This window comes from uncultured Victivallis sp. (genome assembly GCA_944389935.1).
Lineage (GTDB): Bacteria > Verrucomicrobiota > Lentisphaeria > Victivallales > Victivallaceae > Victivallis.
Window position 1 is genome coordinate 1 of the sequence record CALXOE010000068.1, and the last position, 15,049, is coordinate 15,049.

General features: G+C 59.7%; 11 protein-coding genes. 5 read left to right on the forward strand and 6 right to left on the reverse strand.

What is annotated here, in order from left to right:
- Positions 1-175: 175 nt before the first annotated feature.
- Complete coding sequence (locus Q0J85_RS14480) at positions 176-1,069, forward strand: hypothetical protein (RefSeq protein ID WP_294482912.1); 894 nt, start codon at positions 176-178, stop codon at positions 1,067-1,069.
- 9 nt (positions 1,070-1,078) lie between these two features.
- Here the strand turns inward: Q0J85_RS14480 and lpxB are convergent, their stop codons facing one another.
- From lpxB to Q0J85_RS14505, 5 genes are read right to left on the reverse strand one after another with little or no spacing between them, the layout of a single operon-like run.
- Positions 1,079-2,236, reverse strand: coding sequence for a lipid-A-disaccharide synthase (gene lpxB / locus Q0J85_RS14485; protein ID WP_294482913.1), 1,158 nt, complete (start codon positions 2,234-2,236; stop codon positions 1,079-1,081).
- Positions 2,237-2,242: 6 nt separating this feature from the next.
- On the reverse strand, positions 2,243-3,103 hold the full coding sequence (locus Q0J85_RS14490; RefSeq protein ID WP_294482914.1) for a DUF4886 domain-containing protein: 861 nt from the start codon (positions 3,101-3,103) through the stop codon (positions 2,243-2,245).
- 32 nt (positions 3,104-3,135) lie between these two features.
- Complete coding sequence (dapB, locus tag Q0J85_RS14495) at positions 3,136-3,939, reverse strand: 4-hydroxy-tetrahydrodipicolinate reductase (RefSeq protein WP_294482915.1); 804 nt, start codon at positions 3,937-3,939, stop codon at positions 3,136-3,138.
- Between the two features lie 24 nt (positions 3,940-3,963).
- Positions 3,964-5,823 (reverse strand): peptide-binding protein, encoded by a 1,860-nt coding sequence (locus tag Q0J85_RS14500; RefSeq protein WP_294482916.1) that lies wholly within the window; start codon positions 5,821-5,823, stop codon positions 3,964-3,966.
- Positions 5,824-5,851: 28 nt separating this feature from the next.
- Positions 5,852-6,964: an LptF/LptG family permease gene (locus Q0J85_RS14505; protein WP_294482917.1), complete on the reverse strand. Its 1,113-nt coding sequence runs from the start codon at positions 6,962-6,964 to the stop codon at positions 5,852-5,854.
- 205 nt (positions 6,965-7,169) lie between these two features.
- Here Q0J85_RS14505 and Q0J85_RS14510 point away from each other — a divergent pair, with 205 nt between their 5' ends.
- From Q0J85_RS14510 to Q0J85_RS14525, 4 genes are read left to right on the forward strand one after another with little or no spacing between them, the layout of a single operon-like run.
- Positions 7,170-7,709: a hypothetical protein gene (locus Q0J85_RS14510; RefSeq protein ID WP_294482918.1), complete on the forward strand. Its 540-nt coding sequence runs from the start codon at positions 7,170-7,172 to the stop codon at positions 7,707-7,709.
- Entirely contained in the window at positions 7,706-9,499 is a 1,794-nt protein-coding gene (locus Q0J85_RS14515) for a hypothetical protein (RefSeq protein WP_294482920.1), read from the forward strand. The genes Q0J85_RS14510 and Q0J85_RS14515 overlap by 4 nt, the downstream gene beginning before the upstream one ends.
- Before the next feature lie 21 nt (positions 9,500-9,520).
- A complete protein-coding gene (locus Q0J85_RS14520; RefSeq protein ID WP_294482922.1) occupies positions 9,521-12,187 on the forward strand; it encodes a bifunctional serine/threonine-protein kinase/formylglycine-generating enzyme family protein in 2,667 nt (888 codons plus the stop codon).
- 14 nt (positions 12,188-12,201) lie between these two features.
- The gene (locus Q0J85_RS14525; RefSeq protein ID WP_294482923.1) at positions 12,202-14,175 is read left to right on the forward strand and encodes an ABC-F family ATP-binding cassette domain-containing protein; all 1,974 of its coding nucleotides are present in this window, start codon (positions 12,202-12,204) and stop codon (positions 14,173-14,175) included.
- A 190-nt stretch (positions 14,176-14,365) separates the two neighbouring features.
- Here Q0J85_RS14525 and Q0J85_RS14530 read toward each other — a convergent pair whose 3' ends face one another.
- Positions 14,366-14,785 carry a substrate-binding domain-containing protein gene (locus tag Q0J85_RS14530; protein ID WP_294482925.1) on the reverse strand — a complete coding sequence of 140 codons (420 nt, stop codon included), beginning with the start codon at positions 14,783-14,785 and terminating at the stop codon, positions 14,366-14,368.
- Between the last annotated feature and the right edge of the window lie 264 nt (positions 14,786-15,049).

Here is a 15,049-nt window from a genome sequence, read left to right on the forward strand (position 1 = left end):
GTCAAATTCGAGGGAGGCAAGGCGATCTTCACCGAACTCCCGCTCGAACAGACCGTGCTGCTCGTGAAATTCTTCCGGTAAATTCATAAAAAAATAGAATCTTGACTGGAAAAACCTCCTCCGGGATGCCAAAGTATTACAAATACGGCGAAACAACCGGAGGAGTTTTATTTTGATGATCGACCTGAAGCAACTCGCTTCCCCGATTCTGCTGCAAGGGGATGCACACACCGCCTACCGCGATCCGGCGGTGTTTTTCCATGACGGGCGCTTTTACCTCTATTTCACGCTGGTCGAAACCGAGCCGGACGGCAGGGTATTTCTCTATCTGGCGATGACGACCACCACCGATCTTCTGACGTTCACACCGGTCAGGAAACTTTCCGTACGCGATCAGGCGTTGAACTTCTCAAGTCCCGGCAACATCATCCGGTTCGGCGGGCGCTTCTGCCTCTGCTGCCAGACCTACTGCCGCCCGAACGGCGAGAAGTACGGCACGGCGGATTCCCGCATTTTCCTCATGCGTTCCGACGACCTCATGAACTGGGACGCTCCCGAACTGCTCCGGGTCAAAGGCGACGAGGTTCCCCGGGAGGAGATGGGCCGCATGATCGACCCCTACCTGCTCGAAGACAAGGATGAACCCGGCAAGTTCTGGTGCTTCTACAAACAGGCCGGCGTGTCGCTTTCCTGGTCACGCGACCTCGTGCACTGGAACTACCACGGCCGCACCGAAAGCGGTGAAAACGTCTGCGCCGCAGTCGTCAACGGCGAATACTGGCTCTGGCATTCGCCACAAAACGGAATCGGCCTGCTGAAGAGCACGGATCTCACCCACTGGCACGACACCGGAACCCTCATCACCCTCGGTCAAAAAGAGTGGCCGTGGGCGCAGGGGCGTCTTACGGCGGGAGCCGTCATCGACCTCCGGAACGAACCCGCCGTCGGCAGGGCGCTGCTCTTCTTCCACGGCACCGGCCCGGAAGACGAAAGTGTCGTATTCGATCAATACGCCTGCATCGGCATCGCCTGGAGCGACGACCTCATCCACTGGGAGTATCCCCGCTGAGATCACCTTTCAGCGGGCGAGAACCGAGTAGCACGCCTCGGCAGCCTGACGCCCCGCGCTGCTGCTGTTTGGAGAGAGCAGCTCTTTCACTTCGCGCATGCCGGCTTCGACTTCCGCCCGGCGCGAACCGCCCGGCAGAATCGCTTCGACCGCCGGCACAAGCTCCGACGCCCGGAAGTGATGCTGCAGAAACTCCTGAAACACCTCGCGATTCGCGATGATGTTCACCATCGTGAAGAATCCCCGGTAAAGTTTCACCACCAGCGCCGCCAGCAGAATCGTGATCCAGTTCAGTTTGTACCCCACCACGAGCGGCAATCCGGCGATGGCCGACTCCACAGTCACGGTTCCGCTCGCGGCCAGTCCCGTCCCGGCGCGCTGCTGCCAGTCGCTCGTATCGCCGCAGCTGATCGTCACCTCCGGCGTATCCGGGTGGCGGCGGCGGTAGTTCGCGAATTTTTCGCGGCAGAGCCGGGCGATCTTCTCCCGCGGCGCGGAAAGATGGAATTTCAGTTCCGGATGGCGTTTTGACAGTTCGGTGACCGTGTCGAGCATCGGATCGAGCAGAAAATTGATCTCCATCGTCCGGCTGCCCGGCAGCAGGAGAAAACTCTCCGGATCACGCACGATCTCCGGCTTGCGCCGCTCCTCGACGATATCCACGAGCGGATGGCCGACGAACTCCGTCTCCAACCGGGTCGGCGCAAACACCTCCGTCTCAAACGGGAAGATCACGAGCATCTTCGTGCAGATCTTCGCCAGCACCGGCAGTCTCCACTTGCCCCACACCCAGAGGTGCGGGCAGACATACCAGATCACCGGAATCCGGTTCCAGTACATCATGAGCGCGAACAGCAGATTGAACCCCGGATAATCGATCAGCACGACCGCACCGGGACGTTCCCGCTTCGCCTGCTTCACGAGCCGGAAGAAGATCCCGATGAACGTGAAGATGTGCTTGAGCACCTCGATCACGCCGACCACGCCGAGCTCCGTGGAGTCGACCCGGATATCGATTCCGGCGGCGATCATCTTCGGCCCGCCCATGCCGGAAATCGTCAGCTCATCGCCGCGCTCAGCAGCGATTTTCCGCAGCTCCCGGGCGAGTTTCGCACCGTAGACGTCGCCCGAGGCTTCGCCGGACAGAATCCAGATCGACCGTTTCACCGCCCGTCACCCCTGCCGTGTTTCCTGCTTGAACTCTTCGACGGCGCGCCGGGCGACTTTACGCAGCATCGCCGCATCGCGATCGTCGAGCTCCTCCGGCACAAATGAAATCGCCGAAACCGGAACCTCGAAGAGGAACGCCGTCCAGACGCACGCCTGAAGATACTGCCCGCGGCAGTTCAAATGAATCAGATCCCGCCCGATCCGAAGCTCGCCGCTCTCGGGATCTTTCCGGTAGAAGCACTGACCGACCACATCTCCCGCCTGCGGCGGCAGATCGGGCCAGCGCAACGTCTCGAGAATCGCCGGATCATAGTTCGTAAACGGCTTCTCCTCGGCCGCGCGCGAAAGCTGCACCGCAAACCCGGTCGGAATGATCCGCAACCCGAGTTCCCGCGCGAGATTCCGGTAGTTCGCCGTCAGACGCTCGTACATGCCGCTCTGATCGATTCCCCACTCGCCGCCCGGCATCAGCCGCGGATCGTCCGCCCGATACGCCCAGGTCTGCTGAATCACCACCTCAGCGCCGGGCGCGTATTTCCGGACGTAGTGGAAGATGTTCGAGGCGAACGGCTGGAACGATTCCGGCCGCCAGCTCTGGTGGCTCGCCTGCTGAATCGTCACAATATCCCACCCTTTCGCCAGAAGATCGCGCAGCTTGTACCGTCCCGACTGGTAGATCCGGCAGATCGGCGACGCTTCCTCGGCTGCGATGTAACTCCAGTGGCGTTCCAGCTCACACCCGCCGAAGTTCGCACGGTCGAACACCAGACGGCATCCGGCCGACTCGGCAACCGACTGAAAATAGTGGGTCAGACTGTCGGTGAAACTGTTCCCGATGGTCAGAATGCGAAGCGAATCTTTCATGTTTTCTCTCCTCCCAACCGGCTTTCCGCGGCTCACTTCAATCCGAGCACATCCTGCATATCATAAAGTCCGGGCTGCGCTTTCACGAGAAACTCGACTGCGCGCAGAGCACCTTTCGCAAATGTATCGCGGCTCGACGCCTTGTGCGTGAGCTCCACGCGCTCGCCGTTGATCGCAAAGATCACACTGTGGTCGCCGACGACGTCGCCGCCGCGCAACGAATGCATGCCGATCTCGTGTTTCGTGCGCGCGCCGACCAGCCCCTCGCGACCGTGCCGCACATCCTTGTCGTAATCCCAGTTCCACGCTTCGCAGACCACTTCGGCGAGCCGCACGGCGGTCCCGCTCGGAGCGTCTTTCTTCTGATTGTGGTGCATCTCGGTGATTTCAACGTCGTAAGCGGGGCCGAGGATCGTCGCGGCCTCTTTCACGAGTTTGAAGAGCAGATTCACGCCGACGCTCATATTGTAGGCCGAAACGATCCGGGCTCCGTTCTTCGCAAGTTCAGCCAGTTCCGCTTTCTCCTCCGGCTTCAGTGCCGTGGTTCCGATCACGACCGCACACCCCTTTGCAACAGCTGCGCGGGTGGTTTCAATGACACCGGAAGTTGCGAAGTTGATGACCGCGTCCGCCCCCTCAAGCGCCTTGTCGAGATCCGCCGTGATCTTGACTTTCGCCTCGCCGCATCCGGCGACCAACCCCGCGTCCTGCCCGAGGAACGGGGAACCGGCGTACTCCGTCGCGCCTGAAAGCGCCAGCGTCGGACTCTCCATGATATTCGCGACCAGCCGGCGGCCCATACGGCCCGCGGCTCCGATGACTACGGTTTGAATCATGCTGTTCTTTCTCTAAAAAGTTGTTTACAATCCGGGAACCGGCCGCTGCTCATTCCGGGGCACCCAGAAGAGCGACTCCGGCATCCCGGTCGGGAATACCCGCACATTGCGGTAACGGCCCGACTGCGCCACGAGACTGTACGGCACAAAGAGGAACGTGTACGGCTGCTCTTCATGCAGAATCCGGCAGAACCGGCGCGCAAGTTCGATCCGCTTCTCCATATCGAACGTCCGGCGCAGCTCCTCGATGATCGCATCGGCCTCGGCATTCCGGAAACCGATGTGATTGCTGCTGCCGCGAATGCCCGCCTGACTCGAGTGCCACACCTGATACGGATCCGGATCGATCGGGCTGGTCCAGCCGAGGCAGCACGCCTCGAAAGTCTGCTCCTCGAGCCGCTGCACGTAAACCGACCACTCGACGTTCTGAATCTTCATATCGATCCCCGCCGCAGCGAGAGTCTCCTTGATCATCGGCATCATCCGCTGCTGCGTGGGACTGGTCGCGGCCTGGAGCATCGTGAACGAAAATTTCCGCCCGTCTTTCTCGAGAATGCCGTCGCCGTCCTCGTCCCTCCAGCCCGCTTCCGCAAGCAGTTTTTTCGCCGCGGAGGGATCATACGGCCAGGGTTTGATTTCCGGATCGGTATAGCTGCTGGTCGGCGAAAACGGTCCGGTAGCGGTTTCGACCAGGTCGAAATAGACATCTTTCCGGATCTTTTCACGGTCGATGAGCATGGTCAGCGCCCGGCGCACTTTCGCATCGGCAAAGAGCGGATTGCGCAGATTCCAGCCGATGTAGGTGTAGGAGAACGCGAGGTATTTGTACCGTTTGAGCGTTCCGTCCCGGAACGGTTTTTCATCCGTTCTCTGCACCCACTGTTCCGGCGTCAGGTCGAGGCGGTCGAGATCCCCCGACAGCAGCGCCTGAAACCGGGTGTTCGGATGTTTGATGATTTCGTAGACGATGTACTCAAGCGCGGGCGCGGCGCCGTACCGGATTCCGAAATAACGCGGATTGCGGCGGAAGATCACGCGCCGGTCCTTGTCCCAGCGGACGAACATGTACGGGCCGCAGCCGACGATCATGCGGTTGCGGACGTGGTCGTCGTTGAATCTCCTCCCGTCGAACGGTCCGTCGTAGGCGTGGTAGAGATGGCGCGGCATCGGCGACAATCCGAGCGTCACCATGAGCGACCCGTAGTAAGGGCGGCTCCAGTGCACTTCAAACTCATAATCGTTGATGATCTTCACCTCTTTCAGGTCCTGCAGATAACCGCGCATGGGTTCGCAGTTCACGTCGGGATTCTTCACCACATCGACGTAGAATTTGAAATCCGCGGCAGTCACTTCGACATCGGTGTGCTTCTTCCCGGTCACCGGATCGGTGAAGTCATGCCAGTAGATCCCCTTGCGGAGTTTGATCCGGTAGACGAGATGATCCTCCGAAACGCTCCACGATTCGGCCATGAGCGGCTGGAACTCCTCAGGCTTCTCGTAATTCCGTTCAGCCAGCGAGGAGTTGCACAGTGCCGAAAATTCCGCCGCCGCGGCATCGTTGTTGATGAGATAGTTCATATTCGCGGTATCGGCGGCTGTCGCCAGGATCAGCCGCCCGCCGGTTTCAGCCTGCGGATCAAAAAACACGGCATTCGCAACGGGACTCCCCTGCTCCGCGGGGGAAACGGCAACCCCTCCGGGGAATCCGCCCGCCGGCACGACCGCCGGAAACTGAATCCGACCGGGGAGCGCTTCGAGCTTTTCCAGAATCCGCAGATTGCTCTCGCGCACCCGGTCGACGGCCGTCACGAGCATATAACCGAAAAACGCGATCACCAGCACCAGAACCGTAAGGATGAACTTCAAATATCCGTGATTGTTCACGCTTCCTCCTCTCCGCGCCTCTCCGGCGCTACCGCTGGCTGATCCGGTAGGTCATCACCGCGCCTCCGATCTGGAAGATGATGTTCGGCAGCCAGAGCAGATACTGCGGGTAAAGGTGCGGGAACATCGACAGCGACTCGCACAGGATGATCGACAGAAAGAACACCCCGGCGAGGATCACGCTGAGGAACAGCCCCACCGAGGTTTCCCGGCGGCTGGTCCGGATCGCGAGCGGCAGCCCGAGCAGCAGAAACGCGATCGGCGAAAGCGCAAATGCGATCCGCTGGTTCAGCTCGACTTCGAGCTCAGTCGTATCCTGATTGAGCTCCTTGGTCAGCCGGATGCGTCCCATGAGGTCGGTCAGCTTCATATATTTCGGCCGGACGCTGACACGCATTTCGTTGGCCTCCCGGCCATAGTTGAAACTGAACGAAAGCTCCTCGGAGAAGAGCCGCTGCGGTCCGTCCGTTCCGAAATCGGCGCCGGCACCGGCACCCTTGTTGATGAGCAGACAGTCGAACAGCTGGACGGTCAGGATCTGTTTTTCCTTATCCACCAGAAGCTTGCCGCGCTCGGCGGAGATATCCTGCGCCACTTCCCGGCCATTGGGGGTCAGCGTGTAGATCTGGACTCCTTTCAAGCTGTTGTCCCCCTCCTTGTCATCGATGTAGATGATGGTATTTTCGATGGCGATCTGCCGCCCCGGCTCAAAAAGGGCGAGGGGTTGATCGATCGCGGCGGTTTTCATGAGGTCGCGCGATTTCCCCAGAAACGGCGGCCCGACTTCAACCTGAAGATAGAGGCAAAGCAGCGTCAGCAGGAACGTGAAAATCAGAATCGGGGAGACGATCTGCAGAATCGAAATTCCGCAGGCGCGCATTGCCGTAATCTCGGAATCGGCCGACATCCGTCCGAATACCAGCATCACGGCGACCATGACCGCCCACGGCACCGTGAACGTCAATACGATCGGCAGAATGTAGCCGGTGAACTTGAGAAAGGTCCAGAAAGAGATCCCCTGCGACACCAGATCGAACACCTTGATCAGGTTCGCGCCGGTCATCCCGAAAGTCAGAATCGCGATCGCCATGCCGAAGGCGAGCAGAAATCCGCGGGTGACATACCAGTTTAAAATTTTCATAACGAGTCGCTGTTCGTATGTTGTAACATGAATGAAATTCTGAGCGTACGCAGTAAAGATACATGCAAAACGGCATTTTGGCAAATCGGATTGTTCCGAATTCCTGAAAAACAACCTTGAATATTCCGGAAATCGGGCGTATTGTATCTTATAATGGAATAAGCGTTATTTTCGTTAAATCTCATTGTTTAGGAGTCTGGATGTTATGAAAAAGACCGGGAACCGGGTTTTGCTGGCGATTCTGCTGATTCTGGTCGCAGCAGGATGTTTTTATCTGATGAACTATCTCTTCGATCACACGGAACTCGTGCCGGAACTCTTCATGGGCGGAGCGAAAGAGCAGGTGCTCGGCCGGGTTGAACCGGGTTCGCCGCAGACGCTCGCGGCGCAGGAACGCGCTTTCGGCCGCGCGGCGATGTGCGTGTTCACCGGGATCGGGCTTTTGCAGCTCTTCTCGTTCGTCATCGCCGCAATCGTCGTGAACGGCATCCGGCGCGGAACGGCGGCGGTGAAGATCCGGCTCAAAGAGCTGGAAAATGCGGACATCTTCTTCGACGTGCCGCTCTACATCGGACTTTTCGGAACGATCTCGGGATTTCTGCTGATGGTCTTCTCGAAGCACAGCAGCCTGGTGATCGCCTATTCGTCGACGCTTTTCGGCATCATTCTGAGTCTGGTTCTGCGGCTTGCGCTGCTCTATCCGCTGCGCAAGAAACTGCTGTGCAGTGGAGGCGATGAGAAGTGAATCGGTCGATCTTAATCGTCATGTGCGACTTTCTCGTCTCGGCGATGCTCACGATGCTCGCCGGGATGTCGTCGCAGTGGGCCCCCGGCGCGACGGTGGGCAAGGGAGCGATCCTCGACCGCGGCTCCACCGCACTGATCCTCGAGGAGCTCCACCGCCGCAGCGCGGAACTCGAAGCGATGCGGGAAAAACTGCGGCAGACACAGGCTCGCGAAGGGTTCTCCAAAGAACGCGAAGCCGAGCTCAAGGCTCTCGCCGAACAACTCGCCGAAACCATGACCCGGGCCGAGCTCATTGAGCGCAAACTCGAACTCCACCCGGAAAACACCGGCGCGCTGACCCCCGAACAGCTCCAGAAAGCCCTGGAACAGGAGATCCGCAAACGGACACTCGCGGGCGTCCAGCGGAAAGAGGCGGAAGCGGAACTCGCCCGGATGCGCAACAGTCTGCAGTCGGTTTCCGGCAATCTCGCCGTGCTCAATACGAACTTCGCCGTCAGTCAGCAGCAGCTCACCGACACCCGCAAAACCCTTGAGGAACGGGAAGCGGAACTGAAACAGACCGGTGGAGAACTCATGAAAACCCGGGAGGAACTCGCCGCCCGGCAGAATGAACTCGCCGGAGTCCGCGCCTCCCTCGAAGCCGAACAGGCGAATTTGTCGCGGACCCGCAGGGAAGCCCGGACGCTCGAGAGCGATCTCTCGTTCGCCAAAGGACAGCTCAGCGCCGCTGAACGCGACCTTGCGCTCGTTCGCGGTCAGGCCGAGCGCAGCCGGAAACTCGCCGAACAGCGCGAAACCGAAATGCGCGAAGCGCAGCGCCAGCTCGCCGACGCGAAAAACATGCTCAAAAACGCCGTTACGGAACTCTCCCGCACAAAGGCGGAGTTGAACCAGAGCCGGGAGCAGATCGCCCGGACCGCGGAGGAAAAAGCCGAAACCGAACGCATTCTCGCGGAAAAACAGGGGCAGGCCGACACCGCCCGGGCTCAACTCGAGGCGGCGCAGCGCGAACTGCGTGCCGCCGAGGAGAAACTCCGCAGCGACGTGCTTGAACGTTACGACGCGGCCGTCGTCAGGCTGAGCCTGGCCTTGAGCGAAAGGCGGCTGCTGCTGAATCAGAAAGGCGGCGGGGTCTACTATCTGCCGCTGATCAAGGTCGCGGGGAAAACCGTCATGCCGGGATTCCACAAACAGCTCTTCGGCGATGAAAAGTACGCATTGAATTTCGACCGGATCGACCAGCTCGAATACCGGGTCAACATTTCGACCGCGCCGCTCGAGCAGCCCGGGACGCTGCTGCGCGGGCCGCTGCTGCTTCTGCCCGGCGAGCCGCGCATTGCGGCGATCGAGTTCACGGTCCGCGGCCGCGAACCGCTCGCGGCTCTGACGATCGATGCGCTCAAACAGCGCGGACTTGACGACCTCTTTTTGTTCAAGTCGGGCTCGTTCGGCAAAGAGTCGGTCTCGCTGAACGGCCGCTGTTCGCTCGACCTCGCCGCCGGCAAACCGCAGCTCTACATCCGCAATACGGGGCGCGGCCCGGCGGGTGAACTCAAAGCGGAATCCGGCGACTTCATCATCACGAAACAGGGCGACTTTGTCGGGATCGTGACCGGAATCGAGAATTTCGACATGGGACGGAGACAGGAGGCGAAATGCTTCGTGTTCCCGGAAGATTTCAAATGGGACGGCGCAAAAACGATCCGGCTCGACAAAGCGCCGGACGCGGAGTATTTTGAGAACTTCTCGAAAGGTGTACGCGAAACCCGCGCCGGATATGACCAATAGCCGGAGACGGGAAACAGAGACGTGAACGAGGACGGGAAACATCAATCCCCGGAGGAGCGGGATGACGACCAGAAAACCCTGATCTACGGCCTGGCCAGCGAAACGATGCTTTCGCCGGAGGAGCTGCGTCGCGCCCTGGGACTCCCATCGGGCGACCGGATCGAGGATTACGAGGGGCTCTCGGCCATTGGGATCGGCGGCGTCGGTGCGGTTTTCTCGGCTCACGAGCCGGGGCTGAACCGCGAAGTCGCCCTGAAGATTCTGCGCCCGCAGTACCGGAACAAGGCCGAACGGATCGAATGGTTCATCCGCGAAGCCCGCGCGACCGCCCAGATCGATCATCCGAACATTCCCCCCGTCCACCGGCTCGGGGTGTTCGACGATGTCGGCGTCTATTTCACGATGAAGCGCGTCGAGGGAGAAACGCTGCGGACGATCCTGCGCAAACTCAATGAGGACAAGGAGGGATACCGCCGCACCTACACGCTGCACCGTCTGCTCGAGATCTTCATCGGCGCCTGCAACGGCGTGGCATTCGCCCACAGCCACGGAATTCTGCACTGCGACCTCAAACCCGGCAATCTGATGGTCGGAGATTACGGCGAGGTGCTGGTCATGGACTGGGGCATGGCCCGTTATCGCGCGGATCTCGACCAGGGCAAGTCGGGCAGCAAAATGGATCTCGACCTCAACTGCGAACTCGACAGCGATCCGCCCGCGCCCCCGAGCGAAAGCAAGGTCGTGCTCGGCGGCACCCCGGCATTCATGCCGCCGGAACAGCTCACCGGCGAAGTGACCGACCCGACGGAGGCCGCGGACATCTACGGGCTGGGGGCGATTCTCTACACCATGCTGACCTGGAAAACCGCCCCGATCGACACGACCCTCCCGTCGGAAGAGGTCATGCGCCGAGCCGTGGCGGGGCGAATCGTCCCGCCGCGCAAGGCGGCGCCGCGGGGAGCGGTGGTACCGCTTGAACTCGAAGCGATCTGCCGCAAAGCGATGGCCCGCGACTACCGCAAACGGTACGCGAAAGTCTCGGATCTGCTGCGGGATATCCGCAATTATCTGGACGGTTATCCGGTCGGAGCCTATTCACCGACACCGCTCTACCGTCTGACCAAGCTGATTCGGCGCCATCCGCTGATTCCCTCCACGCTGATGGCCGCGGTGCTGACCTGGGCGGGATATTTCGGCTTCATCCATTTCTCCAATCTCTCCCAGAGCAGTTCGCTCATCAACCTTGCGGAGTACAACTACACGCAGGCGAAAAACTACAATACGCTGGCACTGAGAACATTCAATCTGCTCAAGGAACGCTCCGAAACACTCAGCAGCGACGGGCGGGAACGGGAACTCGAAAACGAACTCTTCCGACTCATATCGGAACAGGAGAACGGTTACAACTCCGCCCTCGAGTTCATCAGCCGCGCGACGGAGCTCGGTTTGCGCGAATCAGCGGTGAACAGAATGTGCCGCGACATCTTCAAGTCAAGCCTCATCTTTTACCTGCGGATCGAAAACTACGACGCGCTCGAACGGTTTCTGCGTCAGGCGCGGGCGCGGTGGCGCGGGATTTTTGAGCAGGCGGTCGAGCAGGATGCGGAACTCGCCATGCTGGTGAACAAGATCGACAACCGGATCGGCACACTGCAGATCCGGGGAACAGTCGATCCCGGACGCAGAATGACGATCCGCGACGCTTCGGGGAAGATCATCTGGTTCCGCACCTCCACCTACAGCAGCAGCGGAGTGAGCGGCCCTCCCGCCGCCAATCTGCCGATCGGCGAAAAATCCCATTCGTTTGAACTGCCGGCGGGGAATTATCTTCTGGATATCTCTCTGCCGACCGGCACCGAAGTGACGGCTCCGGTCACGATTCCGGTCGCGGGAAACGCATTGGTTGAGCTGGCAATACCCGACACTTTTCCGTCAGATGTCCGTTATATTTCCGGCGGAGAGTTCTTTCACGGCAGCAGCTCCGGGCGTTTCGGCGTCGGGAAAAGTTATCTGCCGCCTTTTCTCATCGGGGCGACAGAGGTCACGTTCGCGGAGTATCTGAAGTTCTGGCGTGAGCTGAAAACGCCGGAGGAGAAGCGCAGATATCTCGGCTGGTTCGCATTCGATCCGACGTCGGAGGAGCGCCGCCCGATCTGGAACGAAGACGGGGAACTCGCTCCGCCTTTCACGCCGGACCTGCCCGTCACCGGAATTTCCGGCGAAGCGGCGGAGGCATACTGCGCCTGGCTCGGCCGGAAACTGGCCATGCCATGCCGACTGCCGACCCGGCTCGAGTGGGAAAAGGCGGCACGCGGAGTCGACGGCCGCACTTACGTCTGGGGTAACGTCTATGAACCCGGCAGAGCGCTGCTGGCCGACAATCCCCGGCGCGGAAACTATCCGGTCGGAGCTCCTCCCGGCCAGTTTCCGGGAGATGTTTCGGCCTACGGCGTGTTCGATCTGACCGGGAATGTGAGGGAATTCGTCCGCTCTCCCGGCGAAAGCGGGCGGATGTATATGGTAATCGGCGGCTCTTACGCCTCCAAAGCGGAACAGGCCAACTGCACGGAAGTCAACTATGTCAACGGCGGCGCGGGGGATCTCGGCTTCCGTTATGTACTCGAGCTGCCTCCCCTGCCGACGGAAACGCTGAACGAAAATCCGCCGTCGCCTGACGCAAAGCAATAAATTCTGGTGCGATTGTGATTGATTTCAAAGATGTGACAAAAACCTATTCAGGGGAAGTGATTCTCGACGCCGCCACGTTCCGGGTCAACACCGGCGACCGAATCGGCGTAGTCGGACCGAACGGGGCGGGCAAAAGTACGATTTTCGGCATCATCACCGGGGAGATCGTTCCGGACCGCGGGTCGGTCAGCATTCCGAAAGATATGCGTCTGGGCATTCTCAAACAGCATCTGCCTGACGACGAAGTCGCGCGGCCGCTGCTCGAATTCACGGCCGACGCGATTCCGGAACTGCGCGAGATGCAGAGCGAACTCCACCACCTCGAGGAGCTCCTGCACCAGGGAGTCGACGACGACGACGAACTCCAGAAACTGCTCAGCCGCCACGGCCGGCTGCAGTCGACGATCGAGCATCTCGGCGCCTACCGGCTCAATGTGGATGCGGAACAGGCGCTCAGCAATCTCGGATTTTCCGAGGAAAAGTTTCAGCAGCCGCTCTCGTCGTTCTCGGGCGGGTGGCGGATGCGGGCGGCGCTCGCGCGCGTGCTGATCTCGCGGCCGGATATCCTGCTGCTCGACGAGCCGTCGAACTACCTCGACATCCCCGCTGTGGAGTGGCTGTGCAAGTTTCTGAAATCGTTCCCCGGAACGCTGCTGCTGATCTCGCACGACCGGTTTCTGCTGCGCAAGCTCACGAATCTCACGCTCGAGGTGAACGCAGGACAGGTGACCCGTTATCCCGGCGATTACGACTATTACCGGCGCGAACGCGAAGAACGCCGCCGCAACCTCGAAGCCGCCAAACGCAACTCCGATCGCAAAAAAGAGCATCTCGAACGTGTGATCGACCGTTTCCGCGCCAAAAGTTCCAAGGCCGCGCAAGCGAAAAGCTGGCAGAAAGCGCTCGACAAAATGGAGGAGATCGAGCTGCCCGACGATCTGAGCTATCACGGGGCGATCCGTTTCCCGGCGCCGCCGCCCGGCGGGACCGAAGCGGCGCGCATTGAAAATCTCTCGTTCGGCTACACGCCGGAAAAGCTGATCTTAAAGGATGTGAATCTCTCGATCGACGCGGGCGACAAGCTCGCATTCATCGGTTACAACGGCATGGGCAAAACCACGTTTCTGAAGCTGCTCGTGGGAAAGCTGAAACCGACCTCGGGGCGGGTTGTGCTCGGTCATCACTCCGTAATCGGTTACCAGGCGCAGGAGTTTGCGGATCTGCTCATTCCGGAGCAGACCGTCTACGACGTGGTGCGCGGCAACCTCCCGGCGGGGGCGTCGACGGCGGGCCTCATGAACGTGCTCGGCTCGTTCGGCTTCTCGGGCGATGCGGCTTCCAAACAGTGCCGGGTGCTCTCCGGCGGGGAAAAGATCCGGCTTTTGTTCGCGCGGATCTTCGTGAACCCGCCGAACTTCCTCGTGCTCGATGAACCGACCACCCACCTCGACGTCGCCGCGCGTGAACTGCTGCAGGAGGCTTTGAAAAACTATACCGGAACGGTCTGCGTGGTCAGTCATGACATCGAATTCGTGCGGAACGTCGCGACCGGCATTATCGCAATGGAGCCGCCGGGAATCCGGAAATATTTCGGGAATTACGACTACTATCTTGAGAAGTCCGCCGAACTGCGGGCCGCGGGCGTGACGACGACGCCGGAGCAGGAGACCTCCGTCTCCTCCCCTGACCTCGCCCGCAACCGCCGCCGCGCCCGCGCCCAGGCACGCAACGCGATCGCCGCCAAAAAGAAAGAAGCGGAGCAGAAAGTCGCCGCGCTCGAGAAAAAGCTCGAAAAACTCGAAAAGCGCCAGGGTGAACTCTACCAGGAGCTCTCCTCCGACGGGAAACTCGACTTCGCAACGCTCAACCGCGAACTCTCCCAACTTCAGAAGTCGATGGAGTCGACCATGAACGAGTGGGAAAAAGCGGCCTCCGAACTCGAAGAGATCCGCCAGGAGAACGAACGGATTCACCGTGAACTGAACTGATCCGGAACGTGCCGGTCTGCCCCAGAACCGAAGCGGGGTCGTGAGTGGCTGGGGGCGTATCCGCTGCCCCCCCGGCAGCACTCCCTGCGTCCGGCAAGGTGGCGGTGCCGTGCACGGGGTCGCTCGCCGATACGACTGGAAATTCAATCAAGGTAAAGTCAATCCTCGACATGTTCCAATCCTTATCCTGCTAGAAACAACGTTGATCAATTTTAACACTGCCGCCAGATTTCAAAGTTGTCGGAATCGTGATTGCATGGGGTTCAGAATTTCCGCCGATCGCCTGCAGCAACTCCTCGCCCCCCGCTTTGGCCAGCAACTTGCTGTCCTGTTTGATCGCCGTCAATGGCGGGTTGTAGAGTTCCGCCCAGCGGGTTCCGTCGATTGACACAACCGAAAGATCCTCCGGAATCCGAATTCCGCGTCGGCCGAATCGGCTGACCGTCATGGCTGCAACATAATCAGAACTTGCAATAATCAGTTCCGGACGTTCCGCGGCAATCCGATCGATGCAGGCGATCACCGACACGGAATCCCCGTAGCGGAATTCGTATTCACATGGAATAAGATCAAACCGGCAACAGGCAGAACGGTATGCCTCGCAATCCACAGTTGGAAACACTCCCGAGAAATACAAGCGCCTGCCCGGAGTAACAGAGTTTTTCAAGTCGTTCCCGGAGCGTTTCTCCGATCATGAGGAAAATCAAAAATTGAAAAAAAATCATTTTTTTGATTTTCCCTCTTGACAAACCGCATGTTTACGATCATAATATATATGCAACGAATGAAACGTTTGGTTTCATCGAAAACAGCACGATCAAAAATGTTCCGTTGAGCTAGTTGTGGACATGATTCCATCGATGATATGTAATCA